The organism is Mediterranea sp. ET5 (assembly GCF_023337025.1).
Classification (GTDB): Bacteria; Bacteroidota; Bacteroidia; order Bacteroidales; family Bacteroidaceae; genus Phocaeicola_A.
In genome coordinates this window covers 14191-37102 of the sequence record NZ_JAMBLN010000012.1, presented here as the reverse complement: position 1 = coordinate 37102, position 22912 = coordinate 14191, and the positions used below count along the sequence as shown (strand labels likewise).

Genomic DNA, 22912 nt, shown 5'->3' with positions numbered 1-22912 from the left:
GAAAGGAAAGGGCTGTGCCACACGACACAGCCCTTCCGCATGGTTATCTAAATTGGAACGAGAAGCTTATGCTTTGTGTGCTTCCACCCACTTGCGGGCATTGACGAATGCCTCAAACCACGGCGTGATCTGGTCGCTGTCTCTGCGCTCAGCCGGGTAGCAGGCGTTCTGCCAGGGGAAGAAGGCACGCTCCAGGTGGGGCATGATGGCGATGTGACGTCCGTCTGCACTTGCCAGGGCGGCTACGGAATAGTCGGAGCCGTTCGGGTTGCCGGGATACTCGTCATAGCTGTATTTTGCCACCACATTGTACTTGTCTTCATCGTAGGGCAGGGAGAACTTGCCTTCGCCGTGAGCCACGAAGATGCCCAGCTTGCAACCGCTCAGTGAGCCGAACATCACGCTCCGGTTCATCGGGATGGTCAGACCGACGAAGGAGGACTCGAACTTGTGGGAGTCGTTGTGGAGCATCTTTCCGCGTTTCTCGAACTCCGGATTGATGAGGTTCAGCTCCATCATCAGCTGGCAGCCGTTGCAGACACCGAGTGAGAGGGTGTCCTTGCGGGCATAGAACTTGTCGAGGGCTTCCTTCGCCTTCGGGTTGAAGAGGAAGGCTCCAGCCCAACCTTTGGCAGAACCCAGGACGTCGGAGTTGGAGAAGCCGCCGCAGAACACGATCATGTTGATGTCCTCCAGGGTCTCACGTCCGCTGACCAGGTCGGTCATGGTCACGTCCTTCACATCAAATCCTGCCAGGTAGAGGGCATACGCCATTTCGCGTTCGCCGTTCGTACCTTTCTCACGGATGATGGCTGCACGGACACCGCTCGGCGTGCGGCGGTCGGGGTCGACACCATATTGTGAGAACTTGCCAGTGAAGTCCTTGTTGAACACGAACTCCACAGGTTGCTGCTTGTAGTTCTCGAAACGCTTCTTGGCACATCCGTTCATGCTCTGCTTGCAGTCGAGCAGGTAGGAGGAGTAGTACCAGACATCGCGCAGGTAATCGATGCCGAACTGGTAGGTGGCATCCTTGTGCTCTACGAGGATGTGGCGCTCGTCCGTCGGTTTGCCCAGCTTCACGTAGCCCACACCGGCATCTTCGAGAATCTTCTTCACCTCATCCTTGTGCTTGTCACTCACCTGGATGACAACACCGGGGTTCTCGGCAAAGAGAATCTTCACGAGGTCGTCCTCCTTGATTTTGTTCAGGCTGATGTTCAAGCCGCCTTCGGTGTTGGCAAAGCACATCTCCAGCAAGGTCGTGATGAGACCTCCGGCAGAGATGTCGTGGCCGGCAAGTATCAGGCCTTTCTTCACCAGCTCCTGGATGGCGAGGAAGGCATCGCGGAAGTATTCGGGGTTCTGTACGGTGGGTACATCGTCGCCTATCTTATAGAGTGACTGTGCAAAGGCGGAGCCGCCCAGGCGCAGTTTGTCGAAGCTGAAGTCCACGTGGTAGAGGGTCGTCTTGCTGTCGTTCACCAGTACGGGCGATACCACCTTCTTCACGTCGGATACTTCACCGCCGGCGGATACGATGACCGTTCCCGGGCTGATGACCTTGTCGCCGTTCGGGTATTTCTGGGTCATGGACAACGAGTCCTTGCCGGTCGGTACGTTGATTTGCAGGGCGCAGCAGAAGTCCGAGAGTGCCTTGACGGCGGTATAGAGACGGGCATCCTCTCCCTCCTGAGAGCGGCAGGGCCACATCCAGTTGGCTGAGAGCGAGATGCTGTCCATGCCGTCGGCAAACGGTGCCCAGACAATGTTCGTCAGAGCTTCGGCAACCGACAGGACAGAACCTGCAGCAGGGTCAGCCAGGGCAGCTTGGGGTGCATGACCGATGGCCGTGGCGATACCTTTCTCTCCACGGTAGTCGAGGGCTACCACGCCACAGTCGCTCAGCGGCAACTGAAGTTCGCCCTGACATTGCTGGCGTGCCACTTTTCCGGTCACCGAACGGTCAACCTTGTTGGTGAGCCAGTCCTTGCAGGCAACAGCCTCCAGCTGGAGCACGTTGCGCAGGTATTCGTTGAGTTTGGACGCATCGTAGGTCACATTCTCATAGTGACGCTCCACGGTGTTGTCCACCATATAAGTCTTCGGGGAGGAACCGAACATCTGGTCGACGGCAAGGTCGAAGGGACGTACCCCGTCAGCCTGCTGGAAGGCGAAGCGATGGTCGCCGGTCGTCTCGCCGACAACGTACATCGGGGCACGCTCGCGCTCGGCAATCTTCTGCACATGCTCGATGGCTTTCTCGTCGATGAGCAAGCCCATGCGCTCCTGGCTCTCGTTGGCAATGATTTCCTTGGCAGAGAGGGTATGGTCGCCGATGGGGAGCTTCGACATGTCAATCAGTCCGCCACACTCTTCCACCAGCTCCGAAAGGCAGTTCACGTGGCCTGCCGAGCCGTGGTCGTGGATGGAGACGATGGGGTTCACATCCTCTTCGCAGAGGGCACGCACCACGTTGTTGGCACGTTTCTGCATTTCGGCGTTGGCACGCTGTACGGCGTTCAGCTCGATACCCGACGAGTAACGTCCGGTGTCTACTGACGACACGGAGCCGCCACCCAGACCGATGCGGTAGTTGTCACCGCCGATGACCACCACCTTGTTGCCGGCTTCGGGTTTGCCCTTCAGGCAGTCGCGCTGGGTGCCGTAGCCCACACCGCCGGCAAGCATGATGACCTTGTCGTAGCCGTAGAATGTCTCCTTCTCCTGATGCTCGAAGGTCAGCACCGAACCGCAGATGAGCGGCTGACCGAACTTGTTGCCGAAGTCGGACGCACCGTTGGAAGCCTTGATGAGGATTTGTTCGGGTGTCTGATAGAGCCATTTGCGCACCGGCAGCAGCTTCTCCCAGGCACGACCCTCCTCCGTACGCGGATAGGAGGTCATGTAGACAGCCGTTCCGGCAATGGGCCAGGAACCCTTGCCGCCACCCATACGGTCGCGGATTTCACCGCCCGTACCCGTCGATGCACCGTTGAACGGTTCCACCGTGGTGGGGAAGTTGTGCGTCTCGGCCTTCAGGGAGATGACGGTCTTGATATCCTTGATGACAAAGTAGTCCGAGGTCGAGTGGTCGGCAGGTGCGAATTGCTCCACGACCGGTCCTTCGGCGAAGGCTACGTTGTCCTTGTAGGCGGAAATAATCTTGTTAGGATTCTCGGCGGTGGTCTTCTTGATCATCTGGAAGAGCGATGACTCCATCTCCTTCCCGTCGATGATGAATGTTCCGCCGAAGATTTTGTGACGGCAGTGTTCGGAGTTGATTTGTGCAAAGCCGAAGACCTCCGAGTCGGTCAGCTTGCGTCCCAGGTCTTTTTCTACTTTCAGCAGGTAATCCATCTCCTCACGCGAGAGTGCCAGTCCCTCCTTCTCGTTGTATGCTTCGAGGTCGTCGATATAGACGATGGGCTGGGGCTTGATGTTGGTGGTGAACACGTCCTGTGTCAGTCCGTGGTACATGCGCTGGAGCATGGGGTCATAGTCAGCGTGTTCGTCCTTTACAGGGAAGTACTCTTCAATGCGGAGGATTCCTGTCAGGCCCATGTTCTGGGTGATTTCCACGGCGTTGGTGCTCCATGGGGTAATCATTTCCTTGCGGGGACCGATGAAATAGCCCGTCAGGTTCTCTTCTTTCTCAACAGTGGCTTCGCCAAAGAGCCAACAGAGCTTCCGCGTGTCTTCGGCACTCAATTCACGGTTGGCTTCCGTGGCAATCACTGTGTTAGTGGATGTTCTGAAAAATAGAATCATATACTTTTGAGTTATGGATAAGTGTATTATGCTCGTTTGTATGCCGGCTTTGGAAAGCCTGCGCAAAAGTAGTCAAAATCTGTGAGTGAGCAATATGGATTTCCCTCTTTTCCGCGTGTAATCTTGGCAGATAGACAGACATTCCCTATGTTTGCATGCCGTGTGGAGCAACAGGCAGTCCCATCGTGCAGTGAACCTGAACTACGAACCACATCCAACCGTTTTGTGTATGATGGATTTACAGACCTTCGATGCCTTCCTGGCATCCAACATCGACATCGACCCCGCCATCGTTGCCCGGCTGACGCAGACCTGCCGGCGGATGGAGCTGAAGAAGGGGGAGTTTGCCTTGCGGGCAGGCGAGACGTGCAAACACAGTTTCTTTGTGGAGCACGGACTGCTGAAACAGTACACCATCGACGAGAAGGGGAAGGAACATATCCTCCTTTTCGCGCCTGAATATTGGTTTGCCGCCAACATCGAGACCGTGCACTTCGGTCGTCCGTCCGACTATTTCATGGAGGCGCTCGAACCGACCAGCATCCTGCTGCTTGACCAACCCCTCATCGACCGTCTGTCGGAAGAGTTCCCCGCCTTCCGCAACTTCAACAGTAACCTGCTGCACAGTCAGATTCAGGAACTTCAGGGACGGGTGACGCTGCTGCTCAGCTCTTCCGCCGAAGAGCGTTACCTCGACTTCACCCGTCGTTTCCCTTCACTCATGCTCCGTGTCTCCCAAGTGCAGATTGCAGCCTATCTGGGCATGACTCCCGAAGCCCTGAGCCGTGTGCGGAGAGACCTGGCGAAGAAGTGGAAGAAGTAGCCTCCGCTGCCCCTCCGTCTCCCAATCTTAACTTACATCAATGCACAGCATCCCCTGTCAGCCTACCTTTGCACTCGAAAATAAAGGAAAGGAGATTAAGACTATGACAACAACCAAACGAATCGAAGTGATTTTGTCGCCTGTGGAGACCCATTGGGTGGGCGATGGTTTCAAGGTACATAACTTTATTCCGGCAGCTCCCGGACTGGACATGCAGCACATGGACCCCTTCATCCTGCTCGACTACAACGCGCCGATGCGTGTCCCGGCTTTGCGCACTCCGGCAGGAGTCGGTGTGCATCCTCACCGCGGTTTTGAGACGGTGACCCTCGCCTATCAGGGCAAAGTGCAGCACCACGACAGTGTCGGTGGCGGAGGTATTATTGAGACCGGAGATGTGCAATGGATGACTGCAGCCCGCGGTGTGCTCCACAAGGAGTATTACGAAACGGAGTGGAGCAAGCGGGGCGGCATCTTCCACATGGTGCAGCTGTGGGTGAACCTGCCTGCCAAGGACAAGATGTCCGAGCCGCGCTATCAGGCGATCCGGAATGCCGACATGGGACGTCGGCTGTTGGCGGACGGCAAGAGCTTCGTCGAGGTGATTGCCGGCGAATATGACGGAGTGAAAGGTCCGGCGGATACCCACAGTCCGGTGATGCTGATGAATGCTCGTCTGCAGGAGGGTGCGAAGGCGGACTTCTCCTTCCCCTCCAACTACAACACCGGTCTGCTGGTGGTTCAGGGTTCCGCCTTGGTGAATGGACAGAAGGCACCGACCGACCATTTCGTGAAGTTTGCCAACGAGGGTGAGACGTTCACCATCGAGGCAGTGACCGACGACACGGTCGTGCTGGTGATGAGCGGCGAGCCTCTCCGCGAACCCATCGTGTCCTACGGACCTTTCGTGATGAATACCCGTGCCCAGATTCAAGAAGCTTTTGATGACTTCAATCAAGGCAAGTTCGGATACCTGGAAGACTGAGGACTTCCGGACACCTCTAGGTAACAGAAATGCGGAGGCGCCGCATGCAGAGTCTCGGAATGCATGGACGGCGCTTCTGTCATTTTGTCAAAACGTCAAACGAACCCCTCTGAAAATTCATTCCTCGCACCAAAATACAAGCTGGTGACCAAAACAGCCCTTCTTCGGCAATTTGCAAAATGCACCTTGCTGCCATATTTATTCATACTGTTTCATAACGGAAGAAAATACGTCCGAATGGAATCATCAAGAATCAGAACCGGGAAATGTAGGGCGCATTCTCACACTTTCAGATTTAACGTCTCCGGGAACAAACCAGGAGTGAATGACTCTAAAATTGTATTTCAAAAATGCAAAACAAGCGTTTCATCTTCCGAATAGTTGACTTCGACGGATGAAACAATATTGTTTGCCGCACGAAACACAAGTGTTTGACCTCCCAAACAATATTGTTTGACGAGTGAAACAATATTGTTTCGCAGTATAATTATTCGTTTCAGCCCCGTCTTCTACATGTTTATGCAATCTGTTTCGCATGAATATTCTTAAAATAGCCTACTTTGCCCGATTTTTCAAAAGTACGCGTTAGCCGGAAACGGTGTGTTAGCTGATTCTGTCAAGCAAAAGGAGTGTTTTGCTTGCATTGTGTTATTGCGGTTGTTTGGGCTTTGTCGTTCCTTGTTGTCGGTTGGTGCAGAAGGAGGTTGCAAATGCTATAAGGAGGCTGTGCGTAGGAGCACAAAAAGGTCGTATAAGTTCCATTCTCCGTGTGCGCTCATCTTCGGATTAGCTCTTACCGGCAGAGCCGGACAAGATGTCCGGTAAGCTTGCCCTTGTGGAACGGAAGGGAACCTTTGCGCGAACCAATGCCCGGTTGGAGTTCAAAAAAGAATGTAAATCCTGTCCCCTCTTTGGCAAAAAAGTCGCATCTTTGCAGCATGAATTTACATTACGCTTGGTTAGAACAGTTCTCGTTGCTTGAATTCCTGGTCAAAGGGTTCATCATCGGTGTGGTCGTATCCGCACCCTTGGGACCCGTAGGAGTGCTATGCATCCAGCGTACGCTGAACAAGGGACGTTGGTATGGCTTCGTCACCGGGGTGGGAGCAGCATTGAGCGACATCATGTACAGTCTGATGACAGGCTATGGCATGTCGTTCATCTATGACTTCCTGCAACGTCCGTCGAACATCTTCTACCTGCAACTCATCGGGAGCATCATGCTTTTCTTTTTCGGGCTCTACACCTTCCGCAGCAATCCCGTGCATGCCCTCCGTCCGGTGTCGACCAGCAAAGGGACGCTGGTGCACAACTTTGTGACCGCTTTCTTTGTCACCCTCTCCAATCCGCTGATTATATTCCTGTTTATAGGCTTCTTCGCCCGATTCTCGTTTGTCCTGCCCGGTATCCCGGTCTATGAACAGACGCTGGGCTATCTGGCCATCTTTGCCGGAGCCATCACGTGGTGGTTCAGCATTACCTATTTTGTCAACAAGGTGCGCACGCGCTTCAACCTGCGCGGCATCTGGATTCTGAACCGCGTCATCGGCGGCATCGTCATCGTTGCCTCCCTGGCGGGATTCTTCGGCACCCTGTTGGGTAAATCTCTTTATTAAGTGTCGTCACTACTATGTTCATTGCAAAACAACTCAAGGAATCCAACATCGCAGAATACCTGCTCTACATGTGGCAGGTGGAAGACTTGATACGTGCCAACGGGCTTGACATCGAACGCATCAAGGACAGCATCATCCGTCCGTATGAACTCGACGAGGAACGGAAACGGGAACTCACACAGTGGTATGAAGACCTCATCGACATGATGCGCCGCGAGGGAGTGGCGCAGAGCGGACACCTGCAAATCAACAAGAACATCATCATCCTGCTCACCGACCTGCACCTGCGGTTGCTGCGTTCCCCGAAGATACCAACCTACGGGGCGAACTACTACCACGTGCTGCCCTACATCGTCGAGATACGTGCACGGGGCGACCGTCGGGATGTCCCGGAAATAGAGAACTGCTTCGATGCGCTCTACGGGGTGATGCTCCTGAAGTTGCAGAAGCGGGAAGTGAGCCGTGAGACGGCGGCGGCCGTGGCGGAAATCAGCCGTTTCATCGCGCTGCTGGCTGCCTATTATAAAAAGGAGAAGAACGGAGAACTGGACGAACTGCTGGCTGACGAATGAGCGACGGGAATACGAAAACAGCAAGTCCCCGTTGCCGATGAGCCGGGAGTCAGCGAAACCTGAGTACGATAAAAAAACATTCAAGACCCATGAACGAAATAGAAAGAAGACGAACCTTTGCCATCATTGCCCACCCGGATGCCGGTAAGACCTCACTCACCGAGAAGCTGTTGCTCTTCGGTGGACAAATCCAGGTGGCAGGCGCAGTGAAATCAAACAAAATCAAGAAGACAGCCACTTCCGACTGGATGGACATCGAGAAGCAGCGCGGCATCTCGGTGACGACATCCGTGATGGAGTTTGACTACCATGACTATAAAATCAACATCCTCGACACGCCGGGTCACCAGGACTTTGCCGAGGACACCTACCGCACCCTGACGGCGGTCGACAGCGTCATCATCGTCATCGACGGCGCCAAGGGTGTGGAGACGCAGACCCGCAAGCTGATGGAGGTGTGCCGCATGCGCAACACGCCGGTCATCATCTTCGTCAACAAGATGGACCGGGAGGGTAAGGACCCCTTTGACCTGCTCGATGAACTGGAGGAGGAGCTGCACATCGCCGTGCGTCCGCTCTCGTGGCCCATCGACCAGGGACAACGCTTCAAGGGTGTGTACAACATTTATGAGCAGAACCTCAACCTCTTCCAACCATCGAAACAGGTGGTGACCGAGAAGGTGCAGGTGGACATCCATACCGAGGAGCTGGACGAGCACATCGGCGCTCCGCTGGCAGAGAAGTTGCGTGCAGACCTGGAACTGATAGAGGGTGTCTATCCCGAGTTCGAGGTGAACGACTACCTGAAGGGTGAGCTGGCACCGGTGTTCTTCGGTTCGGCATTGAACAACTTCGGTGTGCAGGAGCTGCTCGACTGCTTTGTGGAGATAGCCCCCAGTCCGCGTCCCGTCATGGCGGAAGAACGTGAGGTGCGTCCCGAGGAACCCAAGTTCACCGGTTTCGTCTTCAAGATAACCGCCAACATCGACCCCAACCACCGTTCGTGCGTGGCGTTCTGCAAGATTTGTTCCGGACGCTTCACCCGCAACACGCCCTACCTGCATGTCCGTCACGGGAAGACCATGCGCTTCTCTTCGCCGACGCAGTTCATGGCGCAACGCAAGACCACGGTCGATGAGGCCTGGGCGGGCGACATCATCGGTCTGCCTGACAACGGCACTTTCAAGATCGGCGATACGCTGACGGAAGGGGAGAACCTGCACTTCAAGGGCTTGCCCAGCTTCTCGCCCGAGATGTTCAAGTACATCGAGAACGCCGACCCGATGAAGGCGAAGCAGCTTGCCAAGGGTATCGACCAGCTGATGGACGAAGGCGTGGCACAGCTCTTCATCAACCAGTTCAACGGACGCAAGCTGATCGGTACCGTGGGGCAGCTCCAGTTTGAGGTAATCCAGTACCGTCTGGAGAACGAGTACAACGCCAAGTGCCGTTGGGAACCCGTCAGCCTCTACAAGGCATGCTGGATCGAGAGCGACGACCCCGAAGAGCTGGAGGCATTCAAGAAGCGCAAGTACCAGTTCATGGCGAAAGACCGTGAAGGACGGGACGTTTTCCTCGCGGACAGCGGCTATGTGCTCCAGATGGCACAGAACGATTTCAAACATATCAAGTTCCACTTTACCAGCGAGTTCTGATAGGGGAGTACTCACATGTGGCTAACCGGAAGTGGGTATTCTCCCGACCGTAAAACCCCTATAAATAGGTATTTCATGTCTGCGTCGGATGCGCTTACTTTGCAACATCCAAACAACGAAAGATGAAATGACTATGAAAAAGATTGGCGTATTTTACGGTTCCTCAACCGGAACGACAGAAGGAGTGGCAGAAACCATCGGACAGAAGCTCGGTGTGGCTGCCGCCGATATACACGACGTGGCAAAACTGACCGCTGACCAGGTTGCTGCCTGTGACCTGTTGGTGCTGGGAACATCAACCTGGGGCGACGGCGAGTTGCAGGACGACTGGTATGACGGCGTGAAGGTATTGAAGGGCTGCGACTTGAAAGGCAAGGAGATTGCCCTCTTCGGCTGCGGCGACTCCGAGTCCTACTGCGACACGTTCTGCGACGGCATCGGTGTGCTCTATGAAGAGTTGAAGGATACCGGTTGCACCTTTGTAGGCAACGGGGTAGACCCCTCCGACTACAACTATTCATCCTCCATTTCCGTGGTCGACGGGAAGTTCGTCGGTCTGCCTCTCGATGAAATCAACGAGCCTGACAAGACCGAAGAGCGCATCGACCGTTGGGTGAAGACACTCGTCTGAGGAAGTTTCGCTCCGCCTGACTTTTCAAGAAGGATAAAACAACCCCTAAAACTCTATTCCTGATGCCGACCGATATCCATCCTGCCGAATTGAAGGTGTTTCTCAACCATGTCTACGAGTTCAAGAAGGGAGTCCGCAACATGGTGCTCTATACGACCAACAGGAAGTATGAAGCCTTTGCAGTCAACAGGCTGAACAACCAGCACATTGCCTACTGCATACAGCCCATCGACTGTGAACGCATCAACCTCTTCTTCGGGCGTCCGGAGTGCATCAATGCCATCCGCTTCATGACCTCCCGTCCGCTGAACAAGCTGACTCCGGAGGAAGACTTCATCCTGGGAGCCATGCTGGGCTACGACATTTGCGGCCAATGCCGCCGTTATTGTGAAAAGAAAGGTAAAAAGTAATTGATAGGTATCTATAAAGAAGAAGGCGCGAGAGCGGTACAGCCGAATCCAAGGCATGTGCCGCTCTTTTTCATTTGGTTTTTGGGGCTTGGTTGTTGGCTGTGAACAAATATCTTTCTACTTTTGCAACACTTGTTTTCAATGAAGAGGTGTCTTCGAAGCAGTTTGATGCATCCTCCGGTTAAAAAACTAGCCTATGAACGTAAATGAAGATATCAAGCAAGCCTGCGAAGTGCTTGCGCGGGGTGGAGTGATACTTTATCCCACCGATACGGTGTGGGGCATCGGTTGCGATGCGACCAACCCGGAAGCCGTGAAGCGAGTGTATGACATTAAGCAACGCGCCGACAGCAAAGCCATGCTGGTACTGGTCGACTCGGAAGCCAAGGTGGAGTTTTATGTGCGCGACGTGCCTCCTGTGGCATGGGACCTGATCGAGCTGTCCACCAAACCCGTGACCATCATCTATGACGGGGCACGCAACCTGGCGCCGAACCTTCTGGCAGAAGACGGCAGCGTCGGCATACGGGTGACCAACGAACCTTTCTCCAAGCAGCTTTGCTTCCGTTTCAAGAAAGCCATCGTGTCGACTTCCGCCAACATCAGCGGACAACCCGCAGCCGCCGTGTTCAGCGACATTTCAGAAGACATCAAGCAAGCCGTGGACTATATCGTGCAGAGCCGTCGTGAGGAAACCGGCCATCCCAAGCCCTCCAGCATCATCAAGCTGGGTGTCGGCGGAGTGGTGAAAGTGATTCGCGAGTGAGAGGAGGGGCATGATGAACACAGACACAAGACAACTTTCGCTCCTCCAGCAGCTCATCCGTTGGCGCGAGGAGCACATCAGTGAAAAGCGTTTCGTCCTCCTGCTGAGTTTCCTGGTGGGCATCTTCACGGCGCTTGCCGCGTGGGTACTGAAGATGCTCATTCATCAGATTGAGGCGTTCCTGACCGAGAACTTCGATACCACACAGGCGAACGGGCTCTACCTGCTCTATCCCGTGGTGGGCATCTTCCTGACGGGACTCTTTGTCCGCAACATCGTGCGCGACGACATCGGGCATGGCGTGACGAAGATTCTGTATGCCATCTCGCGCCGACAGGGACGCATCAAGCGGCACAACGTGTGGTCGTCGGTCATAGCCAGTAGCATCACCATCGGCTTTGGCGGGTCAGTGGGTGCCGAGGCGCCTATTGTGCTGACCGGTTCGGCGATAGGCTCCAACCTGGGACGCATGTTCCGGATGGAGCACAAGACACTCATGCTATTGGTCGGATGCGGTGCTGCCGGAGCCGTGGCAGGCATCTTCAAGGCACCCATTGCCGGACTGGTCTTCACGCTCGAAGTGCTGATGATTGACCTGACGATGGCATCGCTCCTCCCGTTGCTCATCTCCTGCGTGACGGCAGCCACCTTCTCCTATATTACTACGGGCATGGAAGCCATGTTCCGTTTCAACCTCGACAATCCGTTCGTGGTGGAACGCATCCCGTACGCCATCCTGCTGGGCATTGCCTGCGGGTTGGTGTCGCTCTACTTCACCCGTGCGATGGACTCGATGGAGGACATTTTCCGCAAGTATTCCAACCCTTACATCAAGCTTGCCATAGGCGGCGTGATGCTGAGTGTGCTCATCTTCCTCTTTCCGCCGCTTTACGGTGAAGGATACACCACCATCAACCTGCTGCTCAACGGGACCACGCTGGCAGACTGGAACAGTGTGCTCGACAACTCGTTCTTCTACGGGCACGGCAACCTGCTGCTGGTCTACCTGTTGCTCATCGTCCTCTTCAAGGTGTACGCTTCGAGTGCGACCAACGGAGGCGGCGGTTGTGGCGGTATCTTTGCGCCCAGCCTGTTCCTGGGGTGCATCACGGGATTCATCTTTGCCCGCTTCTGCAACCAGTTCAACCTGGGTCCCTACATTCCGGAGAAGAACTTTGCCCTGCTGGGGATGGCAGGACTGATGTCGGGCGTGATGCATGCTCCTCTGACCGGCATCTTCCTCATTGCCGAGCTGACCGGGGGCTATGACCTGTTCCTGGCTCTGATGATTGTCTCCGTCAGTGCCTACCTGACCATCATCGTCTTCGAGCCGCACAGCATCTATTCGATGCGTCTTGCCAAGAAGGGTGACCTGCTGACCCACCACAAGGACCGGGCGGTCCTGACCTTGATGAACGTGGAGAATGTCGTGGAGACCGACTTCGAGAAAGTGACTCCCGACATGGACCTGGGACAGATGGTACAGGTCATCTCGAAGGCACACCGCAACCTCTTCCCCGTGGTCGACGGCCAGGGCGGACTGCTCGGTGTGGTGCTGCTGGACGACATACGCAACATCATGTTCCGGCAGGAGCTTTATCACCGTTTCAAGGTGGAGACGTTCATGGTATCTCCTCCCGAGCGGGTACTGCTCACCGACCCGATGGACGTGGTCATGCGCAAGTTTGACAATACACAAGCCTGGAACCTGCCCGTGGTGGATGCCGAAGGCAAATACGTCGGCTTCATCTCGAAGTCGAAGATATTCAACAGCTACCGTCAGGTGCTGGTGGAGTTCTCGGCAGACTGACGGACGTCACGTCCAGGTGCGGACAACGGCCGGCAGTGGAAGCCGGTCACATTCATTCAAGCATACACAATCATTATACGATGGAAAAGAAAGATTTAAGGATCGTCTACATGGGCACGCCCGACTTTGCCGTGGAGAGTCTGCGTTGCCTGGTGGAAGGCGGATACAATGTAGTGGGCGTGGTGACCATGCCCGACAAACCGATGGGACGTCACGGCAGTGTGCTCCAACCCAGCCCCGTGAAAGTCTATGCGCAGGAGCACGGCTTGAACATCCTGCAGCCGGAGCGGTTGAAGGACGAAGCGTTCGTGGAGGCACTGCGCGCGTTGAAGGCGGATTTGCAGATTGTCGTCGCCTTCCGCATGTTGCCGGAAGTGGTGTGGAGCATGCCTCCGATGGGCACGTTCAACCTCCATGCCTCCCTGCTGCCCCAGTACCGGGGAGCGGCTCCCATCAACTGGGCAGTCATCAACGGGGACAAGGAGACCGGCATCACCACTTTCTTCCTGAAGCATGAGATCGATACCGGCGAAATCATCCAGCAGGTCCGCGTCCCCATCGAGGAGACGGACAATGTGGGCATGGTCCACGACAAACTGATGATGCTGGGCGGCAAGCTGGTCGTGGAGACGGTCGATGCCATCCTGGCAGGGACGGTCAAGACCATTCCCCAGGAGGAACTGACGACCGGAGGTGAAGCGTTGCGTCCGGCTCCCAAAATCTTCAAGGACACGTGCCGCATCGACTGGAACCGTTCACTCAAAGCCGTTTATGACTTCGTGCGCGGACTGTCGCCCTATCCCGCAGCCTGGACCGAACTGGAACAGCCCGACGGCAAGCGGCTGGTGCTGAAAGTCTATGAGGCTGCCAAGGTTCCTGCCACCCATTCCTTGCCGGCAGGAAGTGTCCACACGGACGGAAAGACCTACTTTCAGGTAGCGGTCGAAGGCGGCTATCTGGACCTGCGGACCCTTCAGCTCGCCGGAAAGAAGCGTATGGGAGTCGCTGACTTCCTGCGTGGCTACAAGCTGACGGACGAGCACCGGATGGATTAACCGGGTGACGTTCATTCGTCCCCTTACCTATAAAGAAAAAGGCCCTGTTTCACAACAGAGCCTTTTTGCTTCCATCGTCCCTTTCGGGGCAAAAGGATAGTTTAGTAAGTGAAAGAGAGTATTAATTTATTTAGTTTTTGTGTTGGAAAAGTCTGAAATGGCATATTCTTTCGCATTCTTTTCAAGAGATGCATCTGCCTTTTCCGCATCCGTCAAGTCGTAGGAGATAATCGTTTCCGTGTCGTTTCCTTCATATACCTTAATAGACAGTTTCCTGGTCTTCCCTTCCGTGTAGCCGGGGATGCTGCTCAACGGGAAGGCTGCCCAGCCCCATTGGAGGAAACGGGGGTGGTCACCCTCGTTGTTGTGACGGAACTCCATGTGGAGCACTCCGTTGCTGTCCGGTTCCTTCTTGTCGCCGACGGTAATCAGGTTGATGAAGTGTGCGATGGTGGAGTTGTTGCCCATCACCGAGAAGTAGAAGTTCAGATGCTTGGCACTCGTGGTGATGCGGCGGATATGGATCGGGTCGTTGCCGATGCTGTCGTTTGCCTCCGCGTCGTCGGCAGGCATGCAGTAGACGTCCTTCGTCAATACCCGGTAGATGTCGTACAGTTCGATGCCCTTGTTGCTGCGGTCCTTTTCATCCACATAATTGAACGCAGCGATGACACGCTGGTTGTCCTTGTCCGCATCGTGCATCGTCAGGGCGGCGGTGTTGAGCGGAATCAGTTCGCCGCAATTGTCGCTTTCCAATACCCAGCGGCCGTCGCGGTCCGTCACGGTAGCCATGTCCGTATAGTAGACAAACTCGTCGTCATCACAAGCTATGAATGTGGTCGGGAGTGTCAGCAGACACAGCAATCCAAGAAGTAAATTCTTTGTTTTCATAAGGCTTCTAATGTTTGGTTTTTGTGTAAGGTCTCAATTTCTCGTTTTCTGTCTGGTAAATGCAGGGGGCGGCAGAATACTGCATCCGAAACTATTAAAGCTTGTTAATGAGAAAAAGTTACTCCCTTCGTGCAGTATTTTTGCACTTTCATCATTTATAGGATAAAAAAACAGGTAGACTCGTGTTGCAGAAATTAAGTGAAAAGGAGATGGTCGAACGCTGTCGGCAAGGTGACAATGCTGCCCGTAAACAATTGTACGAGCAATATGCCGGCTTGTTGATGGCTGTTTGCGTCCGTTACTCCGGAGACCGCGACACGGCACAGGATATCCTTCACGACGGCTTTCTGAAGGCGTTCCGTTCGTTCGACCGCTTTCAGTACAAGGGAGAAGGTTCGCTGCGTGCCTGGCTGACCCGCATCATGGTCAACGGAGCGCTGGAGCAGTTGCGCAAGCAGAGCCTGATGAACGAACAGCCCATCGAGGAACTTCCGGAGGACATCGAGGACGAGGAAAGCCTGGAGCTGGTTCCTGAAGCGGAGCTGATGCGCTTCATCGCAGAGCTTCCTGCCGGTTACCGCACGGTGTTCAACCTGTATGTGTTTGAAGATAAGAGTCACAAAGAAATAGCCGACCTGCTGGGCATCACGGAGCATACCTCGTCTTCGCAACTGTTCCGTGCCAAGAAGATGCTGCAGCAGAAGGTTTCGGCTTACCTAAAGCAAGAAGGCCTATGAATAAGAATGAAGATAAGTGGACGAAAAGCTGGAAGGAACGCCTGGACAATCACACCGAGCCTGTTCCCGAAGGGCTGTGGGCGGAGCTGGAGCAGGAGCTGTCCCGTCCGCGTGTCATCCCCTTTTACCGCCGTTATGCCGCCGTGGCAGCGGTTGCCGTCCTCGTCGTGCTCTCCACACTCAGCTTGTGGTGGATGCGTTCGTCGTCGGTGGAGGATGTCGACCGTATTTCCCGGGAGATTGCCTCCCTCACTCCGGTGAACGACGGGCTGCCGGCTCCGGCTTCCGTGGAACGTCCCCTCCCGATGGTGGCGCAGGCAAAGGAGGCTGCCGCCGGTGCTGCCGGACGTGCGGTGCCGATGCTGATGGCGGCGCGTGCCCTGTCAGCCGACGTTCAGCCGACTGTCGCCGACACGGACGAGAAGCCGCAGAAGTCAGCCGAACAGCCGGTTGAGGAGCGGAAAGAGGTCGCAGCCCCCCGCAAGAACAAGAATACCTATACGTATGATTTCAGCTCCTCCACTCCCCGCCGGTCGACAGGCGGACGCTCCTCCGGACGTCGCTGGGAAGTAGGCATGAACGTGGGGAACGGCTCTTTCGGCTCCGAGTCGCAAGGAGCAGGCTACAGGCTGTTGTCCCAGGAGGAACGGGAGTTGATGCCTGTCGGCAACTACTTGTCGAACAGCCCTTACAGCCAGTTGCTCTCAGCCAACTTGGACAATCAGGTCGAGTCGCATACCAAGCACAAGATGCCCGTCACGTTCGGCATCTCCGTGCGTTTCCACCTGAACGACCGTTGGGCGCTGGAGAGCGGTTTGACATACACCAAACTCGCTTCCGAGCTTTGGGCGGGTGCCGAGGACGATTACTATGAGAGCAACCAGAAGTTGCACTACGTAGGCATCCCCTTGAAAGCCAGCTACAGACTGTGGGAGAACGAGCGTTTCTCCCTCTATGCCTCGGCAGGCGGAGCGGTCGAGAAATGTGTGTCGGGAGAAGTCAGCACCACCTACACCCTCAACGGCGTGGTAGAGAATCATGAAACAAACGACCTGAAGGTCAAGGAACTCCAATGGTCGGTAGCTGCTGCCGTAGGAGCTCAGGTGAAGCTGACCCGTCACCTGGGACTGTACATCGAGCCGGGCGTGAACTACTATTTCAAGGACGGCAGTGCCGTGGAGACCATCCGGAAGGAACATCCGCTGAACTTCAACCTGCAGACCGGACTGCGCCTTTCCTATTAACTCCCTGTTTTTTGTAAAAGAGCGTCACAGCATGCTCCCGTACGCATCGGAACGTCTGTCTGAAGGTGTTCCGATGAGAATCTCATGTTGTTGATTCTCAAAGAAGAAGTGGTTCCAACCAGTTCCCTGCTTTTGGGACTCCGAGTTCCACGGCTTGGGACTTCGGGTTCCACGGCTTGGGACTTCGGGTTCCACGGCCTGGGACTTCGAGTTCCACGGCCTGGGACTTCGAGTTCCACAGCCTGGGACTGCTGGTTCCACGGCGTGGAACTGTGATTCCCACGGCGTGGAACTGTGATGGCTCTTCCTGAAGGCGGTCAGACTGCCTTCAGCTATCGGGTAGAAGAGACTCCTCAAGTGCCCGACGGGAGCCAGCCGGTGTCAGTTTGTCCGTTGAAATACCTGTTGACAAGCATTCGTATGAGAATATAATGGCTATATTTGCAGAAAAACTGTGAATCTATGGCTACTTGTATGATTGCCCCTTCGCTCTTGTCTGCCAACTTTGCCAATTTGCAGGCAGACCTGGAGATGATAAACAACAGTGAGGCAGACTGGCTCCATCTGGATGTGATGGACGGTGTGTTCGTGCCCAACATCTCTTTCGGCTTCCCGGTGCTGAAGCATGTCGCCCGGCTGTGTAAGAAGCCGCTTGACGTCCATCTGATGATCGTGAACCCCGAGAAGTTCATTCCCGAGGTGAAGGCACTCGGTGCCTACATGATGAATGTGCACTATGAGGCATGCGTGCATCTGCACCGTGTCGTCCAGCAAATCAAGGAGACGGGCATGAAAGCCGGTGTGACGCTCAATCCTGCCACCCCGGTTGCCGTCTTGGAAGATATCATCGGCGAGGTCGACATGGTGTTGCTCATGAGTGTCAATCCGGGGTTCGGCGGACAGAAGTTCATCGAGAACACGCTGAAGAAGGTGCGTGACCTGCGCGCCCTGATGGAGCGGACGGGAGCATCCCCCCTGATTGAAGTCGATGGCGGAGTGAACCTGGACACCGGCAAGCGTCTGGTGGAGGCGGGAGCGGATATGCTGGTCGCCGGAAATGCAGTCTTCGGTGCGCCCGACCCGACGGACATGATTCATCGTTTGCGCAACAGCTGAGGTGCAGGCTGTTGAGAGTTGGCTGACGAAATATCCTTTCGTACGATTCGATATTCCTTTTATTGCCGGTATTGCAGCGGTCAATGCCGGACTGGAGATACATGAGGGGACACTCCTTGCCTTGTCGGCAGGGTGTGTCCTTTCTTTATGCCTTTTGCGGTTCTTGAGAGGCAGTTATACTGCCTACCGTTTCCGGTGGCTGTTCGGTGCGGTCTTGATTTTGCTGATTTTCTGCGGAGGCGCGTGGCGCATGACCTGCCGGGTGCAGGAGGCGTCCGTGAAATGGACGGACGGGAAGGAGGTCTGGCACGGATGGGTGGCAGGCATCCCGGAGGAGAAGAAGAAAAGCAGGCTTGTCCCGATGGCGATTGGCGACAGGAACGTGCTGCTCTATGTGCCCAAGGACTCCCTTTCCGCACAGGTTGCCTGTGGGGATGAGCTGTGGTTTTACGCCCGTATCCGTCCGCCTCGGAACCGGGAAGGCAGCACGTTCGACTATGCTGCCTACCTGAAGCGTCAGGGTGTCAGCGGCACAGCCTATGCCGGCAAGGACCAGTGGAAGAGGGGCGACCGCCACCGGACGCCCGGATGGAAGCAGTGGGCGTTGCAACGCCGTGACGAGCTGGTTGATACCTACCGCTCCTGCGGATTCACGGGGGATGGACTGGCTGTCGTCTCGGCACTGACGCTGGGGGACAAGCGTTCCCTCGACCCGGAATTGCGAGCCCGCTATTCCCGTGCCGGAGCCAGCCACATCCTGGCACTCTCGGGGTTGCACCTGAACATCATCATGATGGTGGTCAGTCACCTGCTGCTCGTCCGCGACAAGCGTTATCACTGGACGCGGGGGCTGATTCTGATAGCCTTTTTGTGGGGCTTCGCCTTCCTCACCGGACTCTCCGGTTCGGTGGTCCGTTCGGCTGTGATGTTCACGGTCTTCATTTTAGGCCGATGCCTGAGACGTCGCTCGCCCACGCTCAATTCGCTGGCGTTTGCCGCCTGTGTCATGCTGCTCTACGAACCGTATTATTTGCTAGACGTCGGCTTCCAGCTGTCGTTTGCCGCGGTGGCAGGCATTGCGCTCTTCATGCCCGTCTTCTTTCCACGGATGGAGGAGCACCGACGGCTGGGGCTTCACTCGGTCGGTCAGCTGGTCGGCGTGTCGCTGGCGGCGCAGCTGGGAGTCGCTCCGCTGGTCGCTTACCATTTCGGGAACTTTTCCGTCTATTTCCTGCTGACGAACCTGCTGGTCATCCCCCTGACGATGATTATATTGTGCTTGTCCCTGCTGTGGTGGGTGCTGTATGGCTTCAGCATCCCGCTTCAGTGGGTGGACAGCCTCCTGCAGGGGATGCTGTGGGCACTGAATGCGGCCGTCTCGTGGGTCAGCCGGTTGTCCGGTGCATCCGTCGACGTGAGCTTCAACGGTTATGACCTGGCTTATTATTACGTCCTGCTGCTCGGACTCCTGGCCTGCTACCACTTCCGCTCATGGCGCACCGTGTACAGGCTGTTGGGATGCCTCTGTGCCTGCCTGGCTGCGGAACTGATTTTCGCCTGGTGGTGAAGATTCCGGGAGACAGTTCCCTGTCATGAAGAAAATTAAAGTACCTTTGCAGGCTATAATCAAAGAATGAAACATACGACTATGCTGACCAAAGTTATTCCGCAAGCCAAGATAGACCATCTGAAGAAGTGGTTGGACCGTGCAGAGAAGATTGTGATCGTGGCGCACGTCGCCCCCGACGGCGATGCCATCGGTTCTTCCCTCGGACTGTATCATTACCTGGAGGAACAGGGCAAGACGGTGAATGTCATCGTGCCCAACGCCTTCCCGGATTTCCTGCGTTGGATGCCCGGCTCCAAGGATATCTTGCGTTATGATAAATACAAGGAGTTTGCCGACGAACTGATTGCCGGCGCCGATGTGTTGTTCTGCCTGGACTTTAACGCCTTGAAGCGGCTGGACAAAATGGCGGATGCCGTGGCTGCCTCGCCGGCACGCAAAGCGATGATTGACCACCATCCCTATCCGGAGGAGTTCTGCCGCATCACGATTTCCCATCCCGAGATTGCCTCCACGTCGGAACTCATCTTCCGCCTGATTTGCCGGCTGGGTGATTTTGAAGAGATGAGCAAGGAGAGTGCCGAGTGCATCTACACGGGCATGATGACCGACACGGGAGGCTTCACCTACAACTCCAACAACCGCGAGATTTACTTCATCATCAGCGAACTGATAGCCAAGGGAATTGACAAGGACGCCATCTATCGAAAGGTGTTCAACACCTATTCGGAGAGCCGTCTGCGCCTCATGGGTTTCATCCTGTATGAGAAGATGGTGGTCTATCCCGAGTTCTGTTCGGCGCTGATTACCCTGACCAATGCCGAGCAGCAACACTTCAACTATGTGAAAGGCGATTCGGAAGGATTTGTCAACATTCCCCTGTCCGTGAAGAACATCCGCTTCTCGGCTTTCCTGCGTGAAGACCGGGATGCCGGCATGATCAAAATCTCCCTCCGTTCGGTCGGCGATTTCCCCTGTAACAAGATTGCGTCTGAATATTTCAATGGCGGTGGGCACCTGAATGCGTCGGGAGGAGAGTTCTATGGCAGCATGAGCGAAGCCGTTGATTTATTCAAGCGTGCCCTGGTGAAATACCAGGATGAGCTGATAAAAAAATAGTTATAGAAGTATAATAGTCATAGAAAAGAAAGACGGTCAATATCCTGTTTTATTACTTTTGCGACATTAATGTAGAAACGAATCTGGATGAAAAAGTTAAGTTACCTGCTGCTTGCCTTCTTCGCGTTGGGACTGGTGTTCCAGGCCTGTGATGACACGGAGACGTATGCTGAAAAGAAGGAAAAGGAACGCAGATGGATTAGTAATTACATCTCTGCCAACAATATCAAGGTCATCAGTGAGAATGAATTTTATGCCAACGACACCACGACGGACGTGTCGCGGAACGAGTATGTCTATTTCGACGACAGCGGTGTCTACATGCAGATTCTCAAGCGCGGTGACGGCGAACTGATGCGCAACGGCGAACGTGCCGAGTTCCTCCTGCGTTTTGTGGAAGTGCTGGTGGAGACAGGCGACACGCTGTCGACCTCGAACCTCATCGGTACGAACTCCTATGACGTGATGATGTGCTCCAAGAGCAGCGGCGAGTTTACTGCCTCGTTCACCGAAGGCAACATGGCATCCAACTACGGACAGTCTGTCCCGACAGGATGGCTCGTCCCGTTGAACTACATCAAGCCCGCCGTCCAATTGCCCAACGAAGACCTGGCACGTGTGAGAGTGATTGTTCCCCACAGTGCCGGACATCAGACGGCCTCGTCTTATGTGGCTCCCTACTATTATGAAATCACTTACCAGAAGAAACGATGACACTCATTAAATCCATATCAGGCATACGGGGTACGATAGGCGGACAAGCCGGTGACGGGCTGAATCCGTTGGACATCGTGAAGTTTACGGCTGCGTATGCCACCCTGGTCCGTCGGACCCATGCGACAGAAAGCAACAAGATTGTGGTAGGCAGGGATGCACGCATCTCCGGTGAAATGGTGCGGAGTGTGGTGTGCGGCACCCTGATGGGAATGGGATTTGACGTGGTCGACATCGGCCTGGCTTCAACCCCCACGACCGAACTGGCTGTGACCATGGAAGGTGCCTGTGGCGGAATCATTCTGACGGCCAGCCACAATCCCCGTCAGTGGAATGCCCTGAAGCTGCTGAACGAACACGGGGAGTTCCTCAATGCTGCCGAAGGCAATGAGGTGCTCCGCATAGCCGAGGCGGAAGATTTCACCTTCGCCGACGTCGATTCACTGGGCAGCTATCGCACGGACTTCACTTATGACCAGAAGCACATCGACCGTGTCCTCTCGCTGAAGCTGGTGGATGTGGAAGCCATACGTCGCGCCCGCTTCCGTGTGGCACTCGATACGGTCAACTCGGTGGGTGGCATCATCCTGCCCAAGCTGTTGGCTGCGTTGGGTGTAGAGACCGTGAAGACCCTCTATGGCGAACCGACCGGCGATTTCCAGCATAATCCTGAGCCGTTGGAGAAGAACTTGGGCGACATCATGTCCCTGATGCGTGAAGGCAGCTACGATGTGGCATTTGTGGTTGACCCTGACGTGGACCGTCTTGCCATGATTTGTGAGAACGGAGAGATGTTCGGCGAAGAGTACACGTTGGTCTCTGTGGCGGATTACGTGCTCAAGCACACTCCGGGCAATACGGTGTCAAATCTCAGTTCGACACGTGCCCTGCGCGATGTGACCCGTTCCTACGGACAGCACTACTATGCCGCGGCAGTAGGAGAGGTGAATGTCGTGACCAAGATGAAAGAGGTGAATGCCGTCATCGGAGGCGAAGGCAATGGCGGGGTAATTTATCCCGAATGCCACTACGGCCGGGATGCACTGGTAGGCATCGCTCTCTTCCTGAGCCACCTGGCACATGAAGGGAAAAAGATGAGCGAGCTGCGTGCCTCCTATCCTCCGTACTTCATCGCCAAGAACCGTATTGACCTGACTCCCGGCATCCCTGTGGATGCCATCCTGGAGAAAGTGAAAGAGCTGTATCACGACGAAGAAATCAACGATATCGACGGGGTGAAGATTGACTTCCCCGACAAGTGGGTACACCTGCGCAAGAGCAATACCGAGCCCATCATCCGTGTCTACTCCGAAGCTGCGACTCCGGAAGCCGCCGACGAGATAGGGCGCAAGGTGATGGATGTCGTTTATTCGTTGACCAAATAGAATAAGGAAGGAGGCAGGCAGACGAGCGTGCATCCAACGACAAGG

Annotated in this window: 19 protein-coding genes; 17 read left to right on the top strand and 2 right to left on the bottom strand. The window is 55.2% G+C overall.

From position 1 onward, the window contains the following. Positions 1–66 precede the first annotated feature (66 nt). Complete coding sequence (purL, locus tag M3087_RS08605; protein ID WP_249094998.1) at positions 67–3771, bottom strand: phosphoribosylformylglycinamidine synthase; 3705 nt, start codon at positions 3769–3771, stop codon at positions 67–69. A gap of 229 nt (positions 3772–4000) precedes the next feature. Between purL and M3087_RS08600 the strand changes: the two genes are divergently transcribed. The 10 genes from M3087_RS08600 to fmt all read left to right on the top strand — a co-directional run bounded on the left by M3087_RS08600 (position 4001) and on the right by fmt (position 14094). Further along, the gene (locus tag M3087_RS08600; RefSeq protein ID WP_249094997.1) at positions 4001–4594 is read left to right on the top strand and encodes a Crp/Fnr family transcriptional regulator; all 594 of its coding nucleotides are present in this window, start codon (positions 4001–4003) and stop codon (positions 4592–4594) included. A 103-nt stretch (positions 4595–4697) separates the two neighbouring features. Continuing rightward, complete coding sequence (locus tag M3087_RS08595) at positions 4698–5579, top strand: pirin family protein (RefSeq protein WP_249094996.1); 882 nt, start codon at positions 4698–4700, stop codon at positions 5577–5579. A gap of 938 nt (positions 5580–6517) precedes the next feature. Next, complete coding sequence (locus M3087_RS08590) at positions 6518–7195, top strand: LysE family translocator (RefSeq protein ID WP_106625549.1); 678 nt, start codon at positions 6518–6520, stop codon at positions 7193–7195. A 14-nt stretch (positions 7196–7209) separates the two neighbouring features. Further along, the gene (locus tag M3087_RS08585; protein WP_022384338.1) at positions 7210–7767 is read left to right on the top strand and encodes a DUF4924 family protein; all 558 of its coding nucleotides are present in this window, start codon (positions 7210–7212) and stop codon (positions 7765–7767) included. Between the two features lie 89 nt (positions 7768–7856). Beyond that, on the top strand, positions 7857–9422 hold the full coding sequence (locus tag M3087_RS08580; RefSeq protein WP_249094995.1) for a peptide chain release factor 3: 1566 nt from the start codon (positions 7857–7859) through the stop codon (positions 9420–9422). Positions 9423–9555: 133 nt separating this feature from the next. Continuing rightward, positions 9556–10053: a flavodoxin FldA gene (gene fldA, locus M3087_RS08575; protein WP_106625547.1), complete on the top strand. Its 498-nt coding sequence runs from the start codon at positions 9556–9558 to the stop codon at positions 10051–10053. 62 nt (positions 10054–10115) lie between these two features. Then, the gene (locus tag M3087_RS08570; RefSeq protein ID WP_022384341.1) at positions 10116–10463 is read left to right on the top strand and encodes a DUF2023 family protein; all 348 of its coding nucleotides are present in this window, start codon (positions 10116–10118) and stop codon (positions 10461–10463) included. A gap of 196 nt (positions 10464–10659) precedes the next feature. Beyond that, positions 10660–11229, top strand: coding sequence for an L-threonylcarbamoyladenylate synthase (locus M3087_RS08565; RefSeq protein ID WP_249094994.1), 570 nt, complete (start codon positions 10660–10662; stop codon positions 11227–11229). A gap of 13 nt (positions 11230–11242) precedes the next feature. After that, the gene (locus M3087_RS08560) at positions 11243–13039 is read left to right on the top strand and encodes a chloride channel protein (protein ID WP_249094993.1); all 1797 of its coding nucleotides are present in this window, start codon (positions 11243–11245) and stop codon (positions 13037–13039) included. An 80-nt stretch (positions 13040–13119) separates the two neighbouring features. Beyond that, a complete protein-coding gene (fmt, locus tag M3087_RS08555) occupies positions 13120–14094 on the top strand; it encodes a methionyl-tRNA formyltransferase (protein ID WP_249094991.1) in 975 nt (324 codons plus the stop codon). 126 nt (positions 14095–14220) lie between these two features. On the opposite strand, the gene M3087_RS08550 is transcribed toward fmt, so the two are convergent. After that, positions 14221–14985, bottom strand: coding sequence for a NigD-like protein (locus M3087_RS08550; protein WP_106625543.1), 765 nt, complete (start codon positions 14983–14985; stop codon positions 14221–14223). Between the two features lie 209 nt (positions 14986–15194). Here M3087_RS08550 and M3087_RS08545 point away from each other — a divergent pair, with 209 nt between their 5' ends. From M3087_RS08545 to glmM, 7 genes are all read left to right on the top strand, one after another. After that, on the top strand, positions 15195–15722 hold the full coding sequence (locus M3087_RS08545; RefSeq protein ID WP_106625844.1) for an RNA polymerase sigma factor: 528 nt from the start codon (positions 15195–15197) through the stop codon (positions 15720–15722). After that, positions 15719–16966 carry a porin family protein gene (locus tag M3087_RS08540; protein ID WP_022384347.1) on the top strand — a complete coding sequence of 416 codons (1248 nt, stop codon included), beginning with the start codon at positions 15719–15721 and terminating at the stop codon, positions 16964–16966. The genes M3087_RS08545 and M3087_RS08540 overlap by 4 nt, the downstream gene beginning before the upstream one ends. A gap of 462 nt (positions 16967–17428) precedes the next feature. Beyond that, positions 17429–18082: a ribulose-phosphate 3-epimerase gene (gene rpe / locus M3087_RS08535; RefSeq protein ID WP_249094990.1), complete on the top strand. Its 654-nt coding sequence runs from the start codon at positions 17429–17431 to the stop codon at positions 18080–18082. A 1-nt stretch (position 18083) separates the two neighbouring features. Further along, positions 18084–19649: a ComEC/Rec2 family competence protein gene (locus M3087_RS08530; protein ID WP_289551383.1), complete on the top strand. Its 1566-nt coding sequence runs from the start codon at positions 18084–18086 to the stop codon at positions 19647–19649. Positions 19650–19730: 81 nt separating this feature from the next. Then, on the top strand, positions 19731–20768 hold the full coding sequence (locus M3087_RS08525; RefSeq protein WP_249095083.1) for a DHH family phosphoesterase: 1038 nt from the start codon (positions 19731–19733) through the stop codon (positions 20766–20768). 87 nt (positions 20769–20855) lie between these two features. Further along, positions 20856–21482, top strand: coding sequence for a DUF4827 domain-containing protein (locus M3087_RS08520; RefSeq protein ID WP_249094988.1), 627 nt, complete (start codon positions 20856–20858; stop codon positions 21480–21482). Continuing rightward, positions 21479–22867 (top strand): phosphoglucosamine mutase, encoded by a 1389-nt coding sequence (glmM, locus tag M3087_RS08515; protein WP_249094987.1) that lies wholly within the window; start codon positions 21479–21481, stop codon positions 22865–22867. Before M3087_RS08520 ends, glmM begins: the two co-directional genes overlap by 4 nt. Positions 22868–22912: the final 45 nt, after the last annotated feature.

Bases quoted from the DNA above. Each gene is read 5' to 3' on its own strand.
- purL (WP_249094998.1), bottom strand. From the start codon at position 3,771: ATGATTCTATTTTTCAGAACATCCACTAACACAGTGATTGCCACGGAA.
- M3087_RS08600 (WP_249094997.1), top strand. From the start codon at position 4,001: ATGATGGATTTACAGACCTTCGATGCCTTCCTGGCATCCAACATCGAC.
- M3087_RS08595 (WP_249094996.1), top strand. From the start codon at position 4,698: ATGACAACAACCAAACGAATCGAAGTGATTTTGTCGCCTGTGGAGACC.
- M3087_RS08590 (WP_106625549.1), top strand. From the start codon at position 6,518: ATGAATTTACATTACGCTTGGTTAGAACAGTTCTCGTTGCTTGAATTC.
- M3087_RS08585 (WP_022384338.1), top strand. From the start codon at position 7,210: ATGTTCATTGCAAAACAACTCAAGGAATCCAACATCGCAGAATACCTG.
- M3087_RS08580 (WP_249094995.1), top strand. From the start codon at position 7,857: ATGAACGAAATAGAAAGAAGACGAACCTTTGCCATCATTGCCCACCCG.
- fldA (WP_106625547.1), top strand. From the start codon at position 9,556: ATGAAAAAGATTGGCGTATTTTACGGTTCCTCAACCGGAACGACAGAA.
- M3087_RS08570 (WP_022384341.1), top strand. From the start codon at position 10,116: ATGCCGACCGATATCCATCCTGCCGAATTGAAGGTGTTTCTCAACCAT.
- M3087_RS08565 (WP_249094994.1), top strand. From the start codon at position 10,660: ATGAACGTAAATGAAGATATCAAGCAAGCCTGCGAAGTGCTTGCGCGG.
- M3087_RS08560 (WP_249094993.1), top strand. From the start codon at position 11,243: ATGAACACAGACACAAGACAACTTTCGCTCCTCCAGCAGCTCATCCGT.
- fmt (WP_249094991.1), top strand. From the start codon at position 13,120: ATGGAAAAGAAAGATTTAAGGATCGTCTACATGGGCACGCCCGACTTT.
- M3087_RS08550 (WP_106625543.1), bottom strand. From the start codon at position 14,985: ATGAAAACAAAGAATTTACTTCTTGGATTGCTGTGTCTGCTGACACTC.
- M3087_RS08545 (WP_106625844.1), top strand. From the start codon at position 15,195: ATGGTCGAACGCTGTCGGCAAGGTGACAATGCTGCCCGTAAACAATTG.
- M3087_RS08540 (WP_022384347.1), top strand. From the start codon at position 15,719: ATGAATAAGAATGAAGATAAGTGGACGAAAAGCTGGAAGGAACGCCTG.
- rpe (WP_249094990.1), top strand. From the start codon at position 17,429: ATGGCTACTTGTATGATTGCCCCTTCGCTCTTGTCTGCCAACTTTGCC.
- M3087_RS08525 (WP_249095083.1), top strand. From the start codon at position 19,731: ATGCTGACCAAAGTTATTCCGCAAGCCAAGATAGACCATCTGAAGAAG.
- M3087_RS08520 (WP_249094988.1), top strand. From the start codon at position 20,856: ATGAAAAAGTTAAGTTACCTGCTGCTTGCCTTCTTCGCGTTGGGACTG.
- glmM (WP_249094987.1), top strand. From the start codon at position 21,479: ATGACACTCATTAAATCCATATCAGGCATACGGGGTACGATAGGCGGA.